The organism is Ruegeria sp. HKCCA6837 (assembly GCF_013034475.1).
GTDB lineage: Bacteria > Pseudomonadota > Alphaproteobacteria > Rhodobacterales > Rhodobacteraceae > Ruegeria.
In genome coordinates this window covers 32,870-50,253 of sequence record NZ_WQGD01000008.1, presented here as the reverse complement: position 1 = coordinate 50,253, position 17,384 = coordinate 32,870, and the positions used below count along the sequence as shown (strand labels likewise).

Here is a 17,384-nt window from a genome sequence, read left to right as displayed (position 1 = left end):
CAGGAAAATTATTGGGTATCATAAGTTTTACTATGGGCTATGGGCGCACTCTTCCGCCTCTGACCGCGTTGCGCGCCTTTGAAGCCGCAGCCCGATGTGGCAGTTTCGTATTGGCTGGGAAAGAACTGAGCGTCAGCTCGGCCGCAATCAGTTTACAGATCAAAACCCTTGAGGATCATCTCGGCAAAAAACTGTTTGTCCGCAAAGGCAACCGGATTTCGCTGACGGATGCGGGTGAAATGATGTACCCCAAACTCGCCCGCGCCTTTGAGGAAATGTCTGAAGCCGCTCGGATCGTACGCAGCGATACGTCAACCCGGCAGTTGGTTGTCAGCGTGCTGCCGGCATTGGCTGAGTTGTGGTTTCTGCCCAAAGCCATCACGTTTACCGAAAAAACCGGAATATCGCTGGATGTTCGCGTTCAAGAAGACCCGATCGACTTTGAACGTGAAGCCATCGACATACGTCTGACCTATGGCACGGCGCTTTATCCGGGTTACCGGGAAACTCGCCTGTTTTCAGATGTTGCGATACCGGTCTGCGCCCCCTGGTTCTGTGAAGCATATCCAAACATGGATGAAGCACTGACAAATGTCCCGGACAACAAATTCATCCACAACAAATGGGGCTCAAACTATGCAAGCGAGCCACTTTGGTCGGATTGGAGGCGCCAGGTCGAGTCTGATGCAACGCCGTTTTCTGATGCGGGTTTGACGATCAACGATTTGACCTTCGCCATCGCAACAGCCAAGCGGGGGGCCGGTATCGCGTTGGTGCCTTCCGTCCTTGCCAAAACGGACCTTGCATCGAGGCTACTCGTTATCCCGTCGAAACATGCCTTGAAAATGAAAAAGGACTATGTTTGCGTGATCCCGCATGCGCGTTTCGATACCTCTGCCGTCCGTCAGTTCAGCGCGTATCTGGCACTGAATTGGGCATGAGCGAGCACCGGCACACCGTTAGTTAATCAACGCTTGATCGCTTAGATGATGGTCTTTGCCCAGGGCAAGTCCCTGAGTATTTGTTTCGAATGTCACGTTCATAGCGCACAAAGGCAGAGGCTGCTCAGCGCGGCTGACCACCGATTGCCAATGTAATTTCGTGCGCCGCCTCAAGGACCATTTCGCCAAAGTAAGCAGCGTTCGCTTTGTTGATCCGCGCAGTTGGGCCCGACACGGAAATACCCGCACATGCGACGCCAAACTGGTTTTGAATTGCCGCTCCGGTGCAGGACATACCGTCGTAACGCTCCTCATCATCGAAGGACCAACCGCGTTGTCGGATCAGCGTTAGATCTTCAAACAGCGAAACCGCTGATCTATGCGTGCGATCTGTGTAAGGCTCAAACGTAAGGTCCGATGTCAGCCTGCCCAAGGCATCCTGGCTAAGCTCGGCCAGCAATGCCTTTCCGGTCCCCGACGCGTACATCGGCGTCCGCGCGCCGGGCGGAAAAAAGGCCCTGATCGGATTGCTGGTTTCGATCTGATTGACGAATACCACATAGCTTCCATCTGGCATTGCCATGTTCGCCGTCTCACCCGAGTCGCGCATAAGCCTGCGCAGGATAGGTCGACCAATCTCAACCACGCTGTTGCGGTTCAGATAAGACGCACCGGTCCGATACGCCTCGATCCCGATCATCCATTCCTGGCGTTGCTCATCAAAACTGACATAGCCGCGGTTGGACAGCGTCGTCAGTATGCGATGCGTCGTAGCCGTTGGCACGCCCGTCTCACGGCTGAGGTCGCTCAGCGTGCAGCGTTCCAGCGTCGCCAGGGTTGTCAATGTCTCCAAAGCCCGGTCGAGGGATTGCAGTGTTCCGGCCGAACTTTCCTTGAACAGTGACTTGGGCCTGCCGCGCGGCTTTTTGTGATTCTCCATGGGGATTTTCCTATGTGGTCCACAGGTTACTTTTAGGCTTCGCTGCGGATTTTTTCAAATTTGAAAAATTTCCTTTCCAAAGTGAAAAACGATCTTACCCATGTGTTTCAATGTGCTAAGTAGTTTTTTCGCTATATGAAAAACTTTTTCGAGAAAATTGCAAACCCCAAGCATTGGTAACATCATATTACCAAAGAGGAGGGGCAAGCCATGTCTCAACAAAACCCAGTATTCATCCCGGGGCCCACAAATATCCCCGATCGTCTGCGTCTTGCGATGCAGGTTCAGACACAGGACCATCGTGCGCCCGATTTTGTTGAAACGTTTGCCCCTGTGTTGGAAGACACCAAGCGGGTATTTGGTACGACAAGCGGTCAGATCATCACCTTCCCGGCCAGCGGGACGGGGGGATGGGAAGCAGCCGTCACCAACACGCTTAGCCCCGGTGATACGGTTCTGGTTGCGCGCTATGGCATGTTCAGCCATCGCTGGATCGACCTGTGTCAGCGTCACGGGCTGGATGTGCGGATCATCGAATGCGCGTGGGGCAGCGGTGCGCCGGCAGACAAGTTTGCCAAGGCTCTGGAGGCCGACAAGGCCCATGAGATCAAGGCGGTTTTGGTCACCCATAATGAGACGGCGACTGGCGTACGTTCGGATATTGCACCGGTACGTAGGGCGATGGATGCCAGCACTCATCCGGCGATGCTGTTTGTGGATTGCGTCAGCTCGTTGGCCTCGATGCCCTTCGCGTTTGACGACTGGGGCGTTGATATCGCGGTCTCGGGCTCGCAGAAGGGCTTCATGCTGGCCACCGGTATGGCGATCTTGTGTGTCAGCCCCAAGGCGCTGGCGGCAATGGAGACGGCACAGCTGCCGCGTACCTTCTTTGACTTCCGCGACATGATGAATGCCAACGCATCGGGCGGCTTTCCTTACACCCCGCCGCTGCAGATGATCTATGGCATGCGCGAAAGCCTGAAGATGCTGTTCGAGGAAGGCTTGGACAATGTCTATGCCCGCCACTTCCGCCTGGCCGAAGGCGTGCGCAAGGCCACTTCGGCCTGGGGTCTGGAGCTGGTGGCGCAGTCGCCGGATCTCTACTCGGACACCGTCAGCGCGATCTATGTGCCCGACGGGTTCGACAGCAATGCGCTGACGGATCACGCCTTCAACGCATATGGTGTCAGCTTTGGCATCGGGTTGGGCGAGATGAACGGCAAGGCCTTCCGCATCGGCCATCTGGGCAGCCTGACGGACGTGATGGTTCTGTCCGGTCTGGCCACGATCGAAATGGCCATGGCCGATCTGGACTATCCGATCGAGCTGGGCCGCGGTGTGGCCGCAGCGCAGGAATACTTCCGCACGGGCCGTGCCACACCCATGCAATCTGCAGCGTAAGGAGGCTCTGATGTTGGATGCAATGACCACAGCCGATTGCCTGACCATCGCCGATATGCGCGAGGCGCATGAGCGGATCAAACCCCATATCAACCGCACCCCCGTGTTGCGGTCGGAGTATCTGGACGATCTGACCGGCGCGCAGCTGTTCTTCAAGTGCGAGAACTTCCAGGAGGCGGGCGCTTTCAAAGTGCGCGGGGCCTGCAATGCGGTCTTTGGCCTGAATGACGAGGCCGCCGAGCGCGGCGTCTGCACGCATTCTTCCGGCAACCATGCGCTCAGCCTGTCTTATGCGGCGGGCCGCCGGGGCATTCCCTGCAACGTGGTGATGCCGCGCACGGCACCGCAGGCCAAGAAGGACGCGGTGCGCCGTTATGGCGGGATCATCACCGAATGCGAGCCTTCGACCACATCGCGCGAGGCAGTGTTTGCCGAAGTGCAGGCTCGTACGGGTGGTGAATTTGTGCACCCCTACAACGACCCGCGCGTGATTGCGGGGCAAGCGACCTGCTCGGCGGAATTGCTGGAACAGACCGAGGGGCTGGACGCGGTGGTTGCCCCCATTGGCGGCGGCGGCATGATTTCGGGCACCTGCCTGACCTTGTCGAACCTGGCGCCCGAGGTTCAGATCTATGCCTCAGAACCGGAACGGGCCGACGATGCCTATCGCAGCTTCAAGGCCGGTCACATCATCGCCGATGACGCGCCAGTCACCATCGCCGACGGTCTGAAAGTGCCGCTGAAAGAAAACACCTGGCACTTTGTGTCGAACTTCGTGCGCGACATCCACACCGCCAGCGAGGACGAGATCATCGCGGCGATGAAGATCACCTGGAAATACCTGCGCATCGTGATGGAGCCCAGCTGCGCCGTGCCGCTGGCCACCATTCTGAAGCACCCCGAAGCCTTCAAAGACAAACGCGTCGGCGTGATCATCACCGGCGGCAATGTGGATCTGGACAAACTGCCCTGGACCTTGGGCTGAGGAGGAAGAGAGATGAATATGCCTGTAAACATCGAGCAACTCGAAGTCGGCTACGACATTCCCGCCGCCATCGGCATGGACGCATCCGAGATCCAGACCCCGGCACTGGTGCTGGATCTGGACGCGCTGGAACGCAACATCCAGAAGATGGGCGATTACGCCAAGGCCCACGGCATGCGCCACCGGGTGCATGGCAAGATGCACAAATCCGTCGACGTGGCGCAGCTGCAGGTCGAACTGGGCGGCGCCTGTGGCATTTGCTGCCAAAAGGTCTCGGAGGCCGAGGTGTTTGCCCGTGGAGGTATCAAGGATGTTCTGGTCTCCAACCAGGTGCGTGACCCGGCCAAGATTGATCGGCTGGCGCGGATGCCCAAGCTGGGTGCGCGCACGATCTGCTGTGTGGATGACATCGACAATGTCAGCGATCTGTCCGAAGCGGCTGAGCGCCACGGCACCCAGATCGAATGTCTGGTCGAGATCGACTGCGGCGCGGGTCGCTGCGGCGTGACCACCACGCCCGAGGTCATCGCCATCGCCAAGGCCATCGACGCGGCCCCGGGGCTGAAGTTTGCCGGTATCCAGGCCTATCAGGGCGCGATGCAGCACATGGATCTGTATGAGGATCGCAAAGCCAAGATCGACATCGCCGTGGCGCAAGTCAAAGACGCCGTGGACGGGTTGAAGGCCCAAGGGCTGGACTGTGACATCGTCGGCGGCGGCGGCACCGGGTCGTATTACTTCGAAAGTACCTCGGGCGTGTACAATGAACTGCAATGCGGCTCTTACGCCTTCATGGACGCCGATTATGGCCGCATCCTTGATGAAAACGGCAACCGCATCGACCGGGGAGAGTGGGAGAACGCCTTCTTCATCCTCACCAGCGTCATGAGCCATGCCAAGGCCGACAAGGCCATCGTGGACGCGGGCCTCAAGGCCCAATCCGTGGACAGCGGCCTGCCGGTGATCTTCGGGCGCACGGATGTGGAATATGTCAAATGCTCGGACGAGCACGGCGTGGTCGCCGACCCCGACGGTGTTCTCAAGGTCAATGACAAGCTTCATCTGGTGCCCGGTCACTGTGACCCGACCGCCAATGTGCATGATTGGTATGTGGGTGTTCGGAACGGCAAAGTTGAAGCGCTTTGGCCGGTCTCCGCGCGCGGCAAGGCTTACTAGCCGCCGCACATGCGTCCCGGGCGGCAGTTATCCCTTCCCTTGCCGCCCGGACCTGCACCCCAAAGCTCAAGGAAAAGGTCATGAAAGATATGACAGACAAACCCCTGCTGATCGTTGGAGAAGACCTCTGCCAGCAACTGGTCGGACGCCGCGAGGCCTTCGACGCGGTTCAGGACGTCTTTGCCGCCATGGCGCGTGGCGACGCCTATAACTTCCCCGTCATTCGTGAGGCAATCGGATATGCTGATGCGCTTTATGGCTTCAAATCCGGCTTTGACCGAGCCGGTCAGGTGCTGGGTGTCAAATCCGGCGGCTACTGGCCCGGCAACATGGACAAGGGCTTGACCAATCACCAGTCCACCGTCTTCCTGTTCGACCCCGATACCGGGCGGCTCTCGGCACTGGTCGGCGGCAATTACCTGACCGCCGTGCGCACCGCTGCATCCTCGGCCGTGTCGATTGCCCATCTGGCGCGCAAGGATGCCAAGGTGCTGGGCATGGTCGGCGCAGGCCACCAGTCGACCTTCCAGCTGCGCGCCGCCGCCGAGCAGCGCGACTTTGAAAAAGTCGTCGCCTGGAACCCACACCCCGAGATGCTGCCCCGCCTGGGCGCGGTCGCAACCGAGCTGGGTCTGGAGTTCGAGGCCGTCAGCCCAGAGGACCTGGGTGCACAGGCGGATGTCATCATCACCATCACCTCGGCCTTCGAGCCACTGCTGATGAAAGACTGGATCAAACCCGGCACCCACCTAGCCTGCATGGGCACCGACACCAAAGGCAAACAAGAGGTCGACGCCGCGCTGGTCGCAGCCGCCACAGTCTTCACCGACGAGGTCGCACAGTCCATCACCATCGGCGAGGCCCAGCACGCTATTAAGGACGGCACTCTTGCCGAAGACCGGATCACCTCCATAGGTGCGGTCATCAACAATGATCATCCCGGAAGAACTTTCGAAAACGAAGTCACCCTTTTCGATGGCACTGGCGTCGGACTACAAGACCTCGCCGTCGCCAATGTCGCAGCTCGGATGGCGGAAGAGACAGGAAACGTAACACGCGTGGTACTTTGAAATAGGCCCGATTACGCCTCTTCAGCCGCGCGTTTCGAGGCGATCATGTCCAAAAGTTGTTCTTTGGTTCGCCGTATGTGGCGGACCAAAACATCGCAGGCTTCATCAGTTTTGCCTTCTTGCGCCAACTGCAGCAGGTCGCGGTGGTCCTTCTTTGCCGGTTCACGCTGTTTCATCACACTCAGATGCATACGAACATAACGGTCAGATTGAAGATTGATGCGGTCCAACAATTCATTGGTCAGTTTACGTTGCGAGGCGGCGTAAAGCGCCGAATGGTATTTGTAATTCAAAATGCCCCACTTACCCACGTCGTTTTCGTCATAAGACGCTTCCATCTGGGTCAAAATCTCATCGCACCGCGCGAAATCAGCGGATGTCATATTCGGAATGGCACGGCGAAACAGATCCACTTCGATCAGGATGCGCAAATCGAAAATCTCGCCTATTTCACTGAGGGAATGCTTGGTGACTGAACCGCCTCGGTTGTTGGCCCATTGCACCAGACCTTCGGCATTCAGACGTTTAAGCGCTTCACGGATCGGCATCCGTGAAACATCATATTCTTCGGCCAGAGCTTCTTGCCGGATCGTTTCACCCTCGGAGAGCTCACCGCTCAGGATGCGTTCACGCAGGTCATTTGCAATAACCTCCGGTAAGCTCTGCTTGGTGATTGCGCGTTTACCTGCCATTTCAGATTTTGCCCTGCAGTATTTCAGATAGGGGTACCCATTTTTTGCAGCCTCTCCAAGCCGAACCAAAGAACTGGCATCGGCGGGACGAATCCGCGTGAACGGATACGGGATCGGAGATTGCGCATTCAAACACCCCAGGTATCCGACAAACGATACCCGCCTGGCCACGGGTCGTCGGGATCAAGCATGTGCTGATGAATACCAGTGATCCAACCGCGCCCGCTGATCTCTGGTATGATCGCCGCGCGATCCCCAACCTGCGCCGTGCCGACGATCCGCCCGGTGAAGCGCGACCCGATGATCGAGACCGCTTCGAAACTCTGACCAGGCTTCATCAGCCCTTTCGCCGCCATCAGCGCCATCCGCGCCGACACCGCTGTTCCCGTGGGCGAGCGGTCAACCTTACCCGGCTGGATCGCCACCGCAGACTTTCCGGAGAGGCCCGTTTCGATTTCACTGAGCGGGCCGCAAAAGGCGCAGAACGAGATATGGTCCCAATCCGGGTTCTCGGGATGCGAAAACCCAAGCTGTTCATTTGCGGCATTGGTGATCTTTACGCCCAACCGGGCGATATCGCGGGCTTCGTGCTCAGCGATTTCAAATCCCAGCGCCTTTGCGTCGACAACTGCGAAACTGTCGCCGCCATAGGCTGTATCCACGATGATCGTGCCCATCCCCGGCACCTCAAGCGGGACCGACAGTTTGTCGGCGAAACTGGGCAGGTTCTGCACGAAAATGCGCTGCGCCTTGCCGTTGCTGCATTCCGCCCGCACCCGGACCAATCCACCCGGGGCCTCAAGCACCATGTGCGTTTCGGGTTCCTGCATCGGGATGATCCCGCCATCCAGCAACACAGTCGAGACACAGATCGAGTTCGATCCGGACATGGGTGGTGTGTCTTCGGGTTCCATGATGATCCACGCAGCGTCAGCTTCTGGATGTTTCGGGGGCACCAGCAGATTGACATGGCGGAACACACCACCCCGCGGTTCGTTCAGCACAAAGTTGCGCAGGGTTTGGTCCTGCGCAATGAAACTGCGTTGCGCCCAAACCGTGTCGCCGGGTGGCGGGCTGACGCCCCCAACAATCACATCCCCCACTTCGCCTTCAGCATGAGCCGAGATCACATGTATCGTTTTGCTGCTACGCATTTGGTTCCTCAGTCATGGTATGCGACAGGCGCTCGGCGCCTCGAATTCGATTTGACGGCAATCGCCCATCTTCCGGGTCAAAACCGTGTGGATGCATAAGGCGTCACATCAAGCGCCAGTTTCCTATCAATGGCCAGATCTGCAATCAGTTCAGCCGTGCCTGCGGACTGTGTAAGCCCCAGATGGCCATGGCCGAAAGCATAAAGGACCTGCGGTGCCCGCGCCGTGCGGTCGATAACCGGCAGGCTGTCAGGCAGAGACGGACGAAAACCCATCCATTGCTTGCCCCCTTCCAAGTTGAGCTTGGGCAGGAACCGTCCGGCTTTGGCCAGCAACGTGTCGGCGCGTTTGTAATTCGGGGCGAGTTTCAACCCTCCGAGTTCGACCGCACCGCCGACACGCACACCGTCGTTTATCCGTGTCACAACAAATCCGTGCCCGCCAAACGTTAGATGCGTACGCAGGTCAAAGGCTCCTTTGGGCAGGGTGGTATTATACCCGCGCTCTGTCTCAAGAGGAATGTGATCCCCTAGCGTCTTGGCCAATTGATGTGACCACGCCCCTGCCGCCACGATCACCTGATTGGCTGAAACTTCACCGCTGGCAGTTGTCAGGCGAACCCCCGCTTCGGTTGGCGTCAGAGAAGTGACACCTGCAATCTCAACACGACCTCCTCTCGCGGTGAACTTCGCCGCCAGATGGCTGGTCCAAAGGGCCGGATCGACCGTGTTCATCCAGGTGGGCGTAAAACCTGCATGGGTAAACCGATGATCAAGACCGGGCTGAATCTCGGCAATTGCATCCAGACTGTCCAACAGATCAAAGGGAATGCCATGGTCCCGGCGCAAGTCCCAAGTGGGCAAGCTGGCACGGAACTCGGCTTCGCCTTCGAACAGCTGCAACTGACCATCGCGCTGCATCAGCGCCTCGCCATCCACGTCTTTGATCTGACGCTCCAGCGCCGCCCGGCAATAGTCCATCAGCGCAGCTTGCGCCGACAGCGACGCGGCGTAGTGGTCCCGACAACTGGCTCGCCAGAACCTCAGCATCCAGGGTGCGATATTCAATGCATAAGCGGGCGGCACCGACAGCGGACCCAAAGGATCGAGCAGCCATTTCGGCGCTTTGCGCATGATCCCGGGCGTGGCAAGCGGCACGATATCTGTAAAGGCAAACGCCCCGGCATTGCCTTTCGACGCCCCTGCCCCGATACCTTCGCGGTCCAGCACCAGAACCTGCTTGCCGCGCTTTTGCAGCTCCAGCGCAGCGCTGATTCCGACGATACCCGCGCCGATTACAACAATATCCGCTTTTGTGTCTTGCTGCATGGCCAGATGTTCTCAAATCTTGCTTCATGTCCGGGGACCGAATTACACCGGTCCCCGGTTTTTATGTCACAGGTAGATCCCAGCGCAGAACGGATCGTTGCGCGCGAAGATCAATTTACCCTCAGCCATGACATGGGCCTGCCCCGTCAGGGTTGGGATGACTCCACCGTTAGGACCGGGCTGATAGCTCAGCCGGTAGGGGGTGCCGATCACACTTTCCTGTATGATCTCCTCCCCCGGAGCCAGCACCCCATCAGCAGCCAAACAGGCCAGACGCGCCGAACTGCCCGTGCCGCATGGGGACCGGTCGTATTCATCGTCCGGGCACAGCACAAAGTTGCGGCTGTGAATACCTTGCGATTGGGATTTGCCCTGCAAGATCACGTGATCCACGTCTTCTCCGTTCTCGCCGGTCACACCCTGCGCGATACAGGCTTCGCGGATGGCAATGGTCAGATCCGTCAGGGCGCGGATGTTGCCGGTCTCAACCGCAATCGGGCTGGGGTCGACAATAAAGAACCAGTTTCCGCCATAAGCCAGATCACCCGTCACCTGCCCGTGGCCTTCAACTTCAATCGAAACCGACGCCCGAACTCGGCGGCTTTCAATATTGGTGACGCGTACAGTATTGGCGTCCAGCAGTTCGACCGAGATCAGACCCGCCGGAGTTTCGATCCTGAGCGTGCCCGGCGCAATCCGACCCAGATGCGCCAGCGTCACCCCCAGTCCGATGGTGCCATGTCCGCACATGCCTAAAACCGCGTCGGCATCGAAATAGATCACACCGGTTTCACAGTTCGGGTCTTCGGGGGGCACCAGAAGCGCGCCCACCATTCCGGGTTGTCCGCGTGGCTCCAGCAGAACCGATTTATAGAACGCCTCATGCTCGGTGGCCAACAGACGGGCACGCTCGGCCAGCGGCCCCGATCCCAGATCAGGGCCACCATCCAAAATCACCCGTGTGGGCATCCCACCGGTGTGGCTGTCGATCACATGCATTCAGCAATCACCCCACCCTGGCTTGACCAGTCGGCAAACCAGGTGCGGAAAAGGTTGTATTGCTGTTCGCAATAATTGCGCTGCGCATCCGACAATTCATCGGTTTCAACAAAATGCAGGCGGTATTCCTCTTCCCCGTTTAGAACCAGCAGATGTTTGTAATACAGCACCAGATCAGTGCCCTCGTCAAAGCTGGCCAACACACCAAAGGCTTCTTCCAACTCGCGCGCACGCTGACGGGCGTCGGCATGACCGGCCGCTGCTTTCTGGCACAAGGCGGCCAACAGCAAGGCCTCTTTCGGCAGCGCCGTTCCAATCCCGGTGATCGAGCCGGTGGCCCCGCAATTTACAAAGCCGTGATAGACTTCAGTGTCTACACCCACCATCAGCGTGACCTGATCGTCTTGCGAGGTGATATGCTCTGCCGCATAGCGCAGGTCATCCTTGCCACCGAATTCCTTGAACCCTACTAGGTTAGGATGTTCGGCCCGCAGGGCAAAAAACAGATCGACCCTTGTGGCAAATCCATAGACCGGGCTGTTGTAAATGATGGCCGGAACGTCGGGTGCTGCGGACAGTATGGCCTTGAAATGATTGCGCTGTGCCGCGACAGAGGACCCACGTGACAGTACGCGGGGGATAACCATAAGCCCCGCCGCGCCCACCTTTTGCGCGTGCGCTGCCAGTGCCACGGCGGATTTCGAGTTGATCGCGCCTGTGCCGACAACCACCGGCAGACCGGCGTCGACCAAACGTTCCACGCCTTCCATCCGTTCAACATCCGACAGCAAGGGCCAGTCACCCATTGAGCCGCAATACACCACGGCAGACATGCCTGCCGCAATCATTTCCTTACCCTTTTTAACGAGGCTATCGAAATCCGGTGTTCGATCCGTTTTGCACGGGGTCATTAGGGCGGGCATGGTACCAGTGAAGATGTTTTGAGACATGAAGATAACGTTCCTCAAGGTTGTAGGGGTGTGAGCGCTTTGCGCGTGTATGCTTGGTGTTTACAGGTGGCTGAGAAATTTCCCGTGGGTTTCATTGGCTCAAGCGAAATGTAAAATGCGACCCCTTTCGAATATGCCCGAAGGCTCGGAATTTGTGACACAAGTCTTGGGTCACTATAGACGCAGGGTTTCAAACGCAGTCCTCCTGAATCATCTGGCAGTGATGCTGTATCGGATTTTGTATCCAAAATCCAGTTCTGTTTGACCGAAGGAAGCCACATCCTGGAAATCAGCACAGGTAAGCACGTTGCGTTTCGTGAACAGGCTTGGGGCAGTCATTGTAATTAAGCCCATGGCTGCCCATTAAGTTCTGCAACCAGCGCCCCGTGCACCCGAATAGTCAGTTCCGACGGACTGGAAAAAATGCCGCCCATCTGCAACAGGCTTTTTTTGTCGGTGAACTCCGTAACGCGACATGGACAGCATCAGGCAAATAATGAGACAACACCGCAAACCGGTACCTAAGACAATCCACCTGGCAAAAGCCTGTGTTCTTTCGGCTTTGTCGGATTGGTCCCAAAGATACCTTTTGTGGAGCGCGCCATCCAAAACGCGGCTTCGGATGAATTGACATTGAAGGAGAGACCGATGGAAATCAGGCCTTTCGGCGTTGAGATGTGGATGAATGAGTTCGAAACCAAGTGCGATCTCAACCTGGCAGAAACCTGTGTGGAGTCTATCACACTAGGTGAGCTGTTTGAGATGGTTGGCCAGCATAATCATATTCTGAATGATCTGTCGGCCCTAAAGATGACATATGGCGCAATCGAAGGATCTCATCGTTTGCGTGACGCTATCTGCAGTCTGTATGAAAATCAGACCCGCGACAATATTCTGACGACCCATGGAACAATCGGGGCCAATTCACTGGTACATCAAACATTGGTTTCGCGCAGTGATCATGTGATTTCGGTGATCCCAACCTATCAGCAACATTACTCGATCCCTGAAAGCATCGGCGCTGATATCGAACTCTTGCACCTGACACCGGAAAACGCGTTTCTGCCCGATCTCGACAAGCTGCGCGCTATGGTTCGGCATGACACGCGGTTGATTGCAATCAATAATCCGAACAACCCGACCGGCGCTTTGATGGACCGCACCATGCTGGAACAGATTGTCGAAATAGCGCGCAGCGTCGGTGCGTGGCTCTTATGCGACGAGGTGTATCGCGGCACCGATCAGAAGGGTGATGGATTTACGGCCGCCATAGCCGATCTTTATGAAAGAGGGATCAGCACGGCGGGTATGTCCAAGGCGTATTCGTTGGCAGGGTTGCGGGTCGGTTGGATCGCGGGACCGAAAGAGATGCTGCATGACGTGATGATCCATCGCGACTACAACACTATCTCGGTTGGGAAGGTTGACGAATTGCTCGCGGCCATGGCGCTTGAGAACCGTGACAAGATTCTGGCCCGTGCCCGACGGATCACCCGTGAGAACCTGCGTATCGTAGAAAATTGGATCGCAAACGAACCATTGCTGAGTTGGGTACCGCCAAAATCAGGTACCACCGCGCTACTCAAGTACGACCTGCCGATGTCTTCACGCGACTTGTGTGTTACGCTTTTAGAAGAAGAAGGCGTGATGCTGACACCTGGCAGCGCGATGGATATGGAGGGCTGGCTGCGGCTTGGCTACTCCAATCCGACGGCGGATCTTAAAGCAGGGCTGGAAAAGTTCTCAGGCTTTTTGGCGCGCCACAGCACGGCGAAAGATGCAGGGCACTGACGGCGCTTGGCATGGCTGGCTGTTCGGCGACCCCTGGATAGTACGCCCCGACGCATTCAGCTTTCGGACTTCCTGGCGCTTTTGCCGACGGAATTCCCCGGAGCGATAGAGAAAAGCTGGCGGCAACGTGGTCTTAGCGCAACTCGCTCATTAGCCGTTGTTGCATCGCCAAGCCGATCATTTTCGGCCCATTTCGCATTCCTGCTGGTGTCCAGGCGATGCAACTGTTTCGATCGCCTAGACACGTTACTCGGGTTGTAACGAGCCAAATGCTTAAGCAACAAGCCCATCGGCCCGGTTGCACAAAGCCCGCCCTCAAGCTCAGCGTTACCGTTTACCCGCAACAATGCGATCCAAGATCAGCGCACAGAACAAGATTGCAAGGCCAGCAAGAATACCCTGTCCCGCCGCCGCGTATTGCAAGGCTTCCAATACGTCTTCGCCCAAGCCCTTTGCCCCGATCAGGGAAGCAACGACAACCATGGCAAGTGACATCAGAATGGTTTGGTTAACACCAGCCATGATCGTTTTGTGGGCCAGCGGCAAATCCACACGCCAAAGCAGGTAGCGAGGCGTTGCGCCAAACGCCAGCGCTGCTTCTCGAACAGTTTCTGGGACCTGCTGAAGACCCAGCACTGTAAAGCGGATAACCGGTGGGCTACCGAAGATCATGGTTGCAACAACGCCCGCGGGCTTGCCCGATCCGATGAAGGCCACAACTGGGATCAGATAAACGAAGGATGGCATCGACTGCATGAAATCCAGAATGGGACGAACGATGGCAAAGGCACGTGGGCGACGAGCGCAATAAATGCCCAATGGAATTCCCAGGGTAATCGAGATCAGCGCCGCCGCGCCCAGCAGGGCAATCGTGGTCATCGCTTTTTCCCAAAAATCCAACAGACCCAGATAGGCAAGTGCAGCACCGGTAAAGATGGCGACCCGGGGACCGGCTGACAGGTACGCCAGCATGATGATCACCAGCGCGACCACCGGCCAGGGGGTATCAACCAGTACAACCTCGATCCAATCCAGAAGGGTGCGCATTCCATAGGTCAGTCCATCGAAAAAGCCGCGCCCGGCGGTTTTGGTCCATTCGAACACCGCCTGCACCCCGTCACCCACGTTCAAACGCCAGTCGCGATTGGTCGGGAAGGTCTTGAGCACAGCCAACGCGTCCGGCTGGGCAAATTTGATCATCGACAAAATCACAACCACAGCGGTCAGTGCCGTGGCAACAATCAAACGTGTACCAGACCAACCATGCGCCACGCTGGGATCAGAACGCCATCGTGCAAATTGCCCCTCCAATGTCCAGTTGGCTAACGACGCGGCAAGAAACTTGACGGCCAACAGAAGGACGACCCCGATAATCAAGTAAGTTATACCGGTCGAATCCGCCGTGCGTGCCGCCTCCTGCGCATTCGCAAGAGCCCCTTCAAGAGATTCCGATGCCCGTTTCAGGGAGTCCAGCGAGGCCGAGCCGGATTGTTCTGCCGCAGCAATCTGCTGGCGGCGCAGTTCCAGCGTCTGCTCGATCTGTTGCGCGCGCTCGCGGAAGTCCCGTCCGAGATCGCCAAAAAGTCCAAGCCCGATCTGGATAAATGCCAGCGTTTCCAGCACCAAGAACCCCAGAAACCACGACCAAAGGCCGCGTGCCCCAAACCAGATAGGACCCAGAATCGCTGCCGCTTTGTTCAGCGTGAAACGATAACCGGGGGCCTGCATCATATAGGCAAATGTCTTTTGGTAATAGGACTGCCCCTGCCCTACAAAATCGCCGATCAGAGCGTTCAGACGGTCGGCGGTTTCCGGTTGGATCTGTTGCACATCAACATGTTTCATATCGGTCCCCTTATGCCTGACTGTCCTGAATCGCGCGGATCAGACCCGCACGGTTGATTACGCCCACGGTCTTGCCATCCTGCGTTACGGCCACAACGCCGTGGCCGTCGACACATAGGTTCATCAGATCGGAAAGGTCCATGTCTGGATGCGCTTCTTTGGCGTCGTTGGGAATTTCGCCGTGATGCGCCTCGAACTCGTCCACAGGTTTCATCACCGCATGGGCGAAGATCATGTTGAGCTTGGAAATCCCCGCCACAAAGTCCGCTACATAGTCGTCAGCTGGGTTTAAGATAATCTCTTCTGGCGTGCCGATCTGAACGATGCGCCCGTCCTTCATAATCGCGATGCGGTGTCCGATGCGGATCGCTTCGTCAAGGTCATGAGTGATGAACATCGTGGTCTTGTTGAGCTTATGGCTGAGCTCCATGAACTGATCCTGCAACTGCTTTCGGATCAGCGGATCAAGGGCCGAAAACGGTTCGTCCATCAACAGGATTTCCGGGTCTGCAGCGATGGCGCGGGCCAGACCCACGCGTTGCTGCATCCCGCCCGAAAGCTCGTGCGCGTATTTATCTTCCCAGCCGTTCAACTCGACCAGTTCGAGCACCCGGTCCGCCTCTTCCCAGCGACGGGCCTTGCCGGTGCCCCGGATTTCCAGCGGCATCGCCACATTGTCGCGGACAGTGCGGTGAGGCATTAGGCCAAAGTTCTGAAACACCATCGCGACGCGCCGGTTGCGCAGATCGCGCAGGCCCTCGTCATTCAAGCCCATCACGTCTTCGCCATCCAGATAGATATGGCCGTCAGTGGGTTCCAGAAGGCGGTTCACATGGCGCACAAGGGTCGATTTGCCCGAGCCCGACAGGCCCATGACGCAGAACAGCTCACCCCGCTCGATCTCGAAGCTGGCATCGGCCACGCCGACAACGCAGTTGAAGCGCTCCAGTACCTCGGCCTTGCTCAGCCCTTCGCTGTGGATGGCGTTTAACGCCTCCTGCGAGCGTGCACCAAACACTTTCCACACGCCTTTTGCGTCGATTGCAATATCCGCTGTCATATTGGCCTCACCGCTGTAGATTGTGTTGAATGGCGCCCCTGCAAAACAGGGGCGCACAGGCTTCAGTTGGTAGCCAGTCCCAACCAGCTGTCGACAGTATCGCCGTTTGCCGCGATCCATTCTGCCACGACCTCATCTGTGTCGCGACCCTTGACCACGACCTCATAGGTCAGAGCGCTCAGTTGCCCTGCATCCATGTCGATATTGGCAAGGAAAGATGCCGCTGCTGGGTTGCGCTCTTCCAGTGATTTTGAATGCGCCACGGTCACGGTTTTGACCGGCTCGCCCGTGCTGACATGGGATTTGTTATACCAGTCGGCATCTTGATCGGGCTGCACCATTTTATAGGTGGCCGCGTCATGTTCTGGCTCTTCCAAGATGGTCACATCGTAGAGCGCATGGACGTAGTGCGGCGCATAACAATAAAAGGCTGCACCTTTCTTCTGGTCAATCTGATCCTTCAGTCGCGAATAGAACACAGTTTCGTCTTCGGTGGTCGGCGTCAGGAAAGTCTCAATCCCGTAATCCCGAACCCGCACTTTAAAGGTGTTGGTCGAGGCCCATCCCGAAGCACCAACCCAAACCTCGCCCAGGCCGTCGCCATCCGAGTCGAACAGTTCTTGCGCTGCGGGTGTGGCCAAATCGAAGATTGAGCGGATGTTGTGATCCTCAACCATGTAATTCGGCACGCAAATCCCGGCACGACCCTCATAGCTGCCCGAAGACAGTGCGACAGTGCCCTTTTGATCCACGTATTCGTCCGTGAATGAGGATTGGTTCGGCAGCCAGACATCCGGGTGAACGTCGATATCGCCACGTCCGCCATCCATGGCCGCAAAGATCACCGCGTTGGCACCGGGGGCATAGCCAGCCTCTCCTCCCAGACGAGTTTCGATCACCTGCCCGATCACCCGGCTCATGATTTTGGCGCCAGGCCAACTGGGCTCACCCACCATGACCTTTTCCTGCGCCATCGCAGTTGTTGCACCCAGCGCCAGCGCCAAGGTTGCGGTAAATGTCAGTTTCTTCATGTCTATTCTCCCCTTGCTGTG

At 57.4% G+C, this 17,384-nt stretch carries 15 protein-coding genes; 6 read left to right on the top strand and 9 right to left on the bottom strand.

All coding sequences use genetic code 11. The features are described 5' to 3' along the window. Positions 1–11 precede the first annotated feature (11 nt). On the top strand, positions 12–941 hold the full coding sequence (locus GOV91_RS12655) for a LysR family transcriptional regulator (protein WP_171235776.1): 930 nt from the start codon (positions 12–14) through the stop codon (positions 939–941). Positions 942–1,065: 124 nt separating this feature from the next. On the opposite strand, the gene GOV91_RS12650 is transcribed toward GOV91_RS12655, so the two are convergent. Continuing rightward, positions 1,066–1,881, bottom strand: a complete 816-nt coding sequence (locus tag GOV91_RS12650; RefSeq protein ID WP_171235775.1) for an IclR family transcriptional regulator — start codon at positions 1,879–1,881, stop codon at positions 1,066–1,068. Positions 1,882–2,091: 210 nt separating this feature from the next. Between GOV91_RS12650 and bhcA the strand changes: the two genes are divergently transcribed. From bhcA to bhcD, 4 genes are all read left to right on the top strand, one after another. Then, positions 2,092–3,282 carry an L-aspartate--glyoxylate aminotransferase BhcA gene (bhcA, locus tag GOV91_RS12645; RefSeq protein WP_171235774.1) on the top strand — a complete coding sequence of 397 codons (1,191 nt, stop codon included), beginning with the start codon at positions 2,092–2,094 and terminating at the stop codon, positions 3,280–3,282. A 10-nt stretch (positions 3,283–3,292) separates the two neighbouring features. Next, positions 3,293–4,267, top strand: a complete 975-nt coding sequence (gene bhcB / locus GOV91_RS12640; RefSeq protein WP_171235773.1) for a beta-hydroxyaspartate dehydratase BhcB — start codon at positions 3,293–3,295, stop codon at positions 4,265–4,267. A 12-nt stretch (positions 4,268–4,279) separates the two neighbouring features. Continuing rightward, positions 4,280–5,443, top strand: a complete 1,164-nt coding sequence (bhcC, locus tag GOV91_RS12635) for a 3-hydroxy-D-aspartate aldolase BhcC (protein ID WP_171235772.1) — start codon at positions 4,280–4,282, stop codon at positions 5,441–5,443. Between the two features lie 89 nt (positions 5,444–5,532). Continuing rightward, complete coding sequence (gene bhcD / locus GOV91_RS12630) at positions 5,533–6,513, top strand: iminosuccinate reductase BhcD (protein ID WP_217352031.1); 981 nt, start codon at positions 5,533–5,535, stop codon at positions 6,511–6,513. Positions 6,514–6,524: 11 nt separating this feature from the next. Here the strand turns inward: bhcD and GOV91_RS12625 are convergent, their stop codons facing one another. From GOV91_RS12625 to GOV91_RS12605, 5 genes are all read right to left on the bottom strand, one after another. Then, entirely contained in the window at positions 6,525–7,205 is a 681-nt protein-coding gene (locus tag GOV91_RS12625) for a GntR family transcriptional regulator (RefSeq protein ID WP_171235770.1), read from the bottom strand. 128 nt (positions 7,206–7,333) lie between these two features. Then, on the bottom strand, positions 7,334–8,359 hold the full coding sequence (locus GOV91_RS12620; protein ID WP_171176557.1) for a proline racemase family protein: 1,026 nt from the start codon (positions 8,357–8,359) through the stop codon (positions 7,334–7,336). 77 nt (positions 8,360–8,436) lie between these two features. Further along, positions 8,437–9,687, bottom strand: coding sequence for an FAD-binding oxidoreductase (locus tag GOV91_RS12615; protein WP_171235769.1), 1,251 nt, complete (start codon positions 9,685–9,687; stop codon positions 8,437–8,439). 66 nt (positions 9,688–9,753) lie between these two features. Next, positions 9,754–10,686 (bottom strand): proline racemase family protein, encoded by a 933-nt coding sequence (locus tag GOV91_RS12610; RefSeq protein WP_171235768.1) that lies wholly within the window; start codon positions 10,684–10,686, stop codon positions 9,754–9,756. Continuing rightward, positions 10,677–11,636, bottom strand: coding sequence for a dihydrodipicolinate synthase family protein (locus tag GOV91_RS12605; RefSeq protein WP_171235767.1), 960 nt, complete (start codon positions 11,634–11,636; stop codon positions 10,677–10,679). Before GOV91_RS12605 ends, GOV91_RS12610 begins: the two co-directional genes overlap by 10 nt. 648 nt (positions 11,637–12,284) lie before the next feature. On the opposite strand from GOV91_RS12605, the gene GOV91_RS12600 reads away from it, so the two are divergent. Beyond that, positions 12,285–13,427, top strand: a complete 1,143-nt coding sequence (locus GOV91_RS12600; RefSeq protein WP_171235766.1) for an aminotransferase — start codon at positions 12,285–12,287, stop codon at positions 13,425–13,427. A gap of 327 nt (positions 13,428–13,754) precedes the next feature. On the opposite strand, the gene GOV91_RS12595 is transcribed toward GOV91_RS12600, so the two are convergent. The 3 genes from GOV91_RS12595 to GOV91_RS12585 all read right to left on the bottom strand — a co-directional run bounded on the left by GOV91_RS12595 (position 13,755) and on the right by GOV91_RS12585 (position 17,363). Continuing rightward, positions 13,755–15,272: a proline/glycine betaine ABC transporter permease gene (locus GOV91_RS12595; RefSeq protein ID WP_171176548.1), complete on the bottom strand. Its 1,518-nt coding sequence runs from the start codon at positions 15,270–15,272 to the stop codon at positions 13,755–13,757. A gap of 10 nt (positions 15,273–15,282) precedes the next feature. Further along, positions 15,283–16,332 carry a glycine betaine/L-proline ABC transporter ATP-binding protein gene (locus tag GOV91_RS12590; protein WP_171176546.1) on the bottom strand — a complete coding sequence of 350 codons (1,050 nt, stop codon included), beginning with the start codon at positions 16,330–16,332 and terminating at the stop codon, positions 15,283–15,285. Positions 16,333–16,394: 62 nt separating this feature from the next. Further along, a complete protein-coding gene (locus tag GOV91_RS12585) occupies positions 16,395–17,363 on the bottom strand; it encodes a glycine betaine ABC transporter substrate-binding protein (RefSeq protein ID WP_171235765.1) in 969 nt (322 codons plus the stop codon). Positions 17,364–17,384 lie beyond the last annotated feature (21 nt).

Bases quoted from the DNA above. Each gene is read 5' to 3' on its own strand.
- GOV91_RS12600 (WP_171235766.1), top strand. From the start codon at position 12,285: ATGGAAATCAGGCCTTTCGGCGTTGAGATGTGGATGAATGAGTTCGAA.
- GOV91_RS12620 (WP_171176557.1), bottom strand. From the start codon at position 8,359: ATGCGTAGCAGCAAAACGATACATGTGATCTCGGCTCATGCTGAAGGC.
- bhcD (WP_217352031.1), top strand. From the start codon at position 5,533: ATGACAGACAAACCCCTGCTGATCGTTGGAGAAGACCTCTGCCAGCAA.
- GOV91_RS12595 (WP_171176548.1), bottom strand. From the start codon at position 15,272: ATGAAACATGTTGATGTGCAACAGATCCAACCGGAAACCGCCGACCGT.
- bhcA (WP_171235774.1), top strand. From the start codon at position 2,092: ATGTCTCAACAAAACCCAGTATTCATCCCGGGGCCCACAAATATCCCC.
- GOV91_RS12615 (WP_171235769.1), bottom strand. From the start codon at position 9,687: ATGCAGCAAGACACAAAAGCGGATATTGTTGTAATCGGCGCGGGTATC.
- bhcB (WP_171235773.1), top strand. From the start codon at position 3,293: ATGTTGGATGCAATGACCACAGCCGATTGCCTGACCATCGCCGATATG.
- GOV91_RS12610 (WP_171235768.1), bottom strand. From the start codon at position 10,686: ATGCATGTGATCGACAGCCACACCGGTGGGATGCCCACACGGGTGATT.
- bhcC (WP_171235772.1), top strand. From the start codon at position 4,280: ATGAATATGCCTGTAAACATCGAGCAACTCGAAGTCGGCTACGACATT.
- GOV91_RS12605 (WP_171235767.1), bottom strand. From the start codon at position 11,636: ATGTCTCAAAACATCTTCACTGGTACCATGCCCGCCCTAATGACCCCG.
- GOV91_RS12650 (WP_171235775.1), bottom strand. From the start codon at position 1,881: ATGGAGAATCACAAAAAGCCGCGCGGCAGGCCCAAGTCACTGTTCAAG.
- GOV91_RS12585 (WP_171235765.1), bottom strand. From the start codon at position 17,363: ATGAAGAAACTGACATTTACCGCAACCTTGGCGCTGGCGCTGGGTGCA.
- GOV91_RS12590 (WP_171176546.1), bottom strand. From the start codon at position 16,332: ATGACAGCGGATATTGCAATCGACGCAAAAGGCGTGTGGAAAGTGTTT.
- GOV91_RS12625 (WP_171235770.1), bottom strand. From the start codon at position 7,205: ATGGCAGGTAAACGCGCAATCACCAAGCAGAGCTTACCGGAGGTTATT.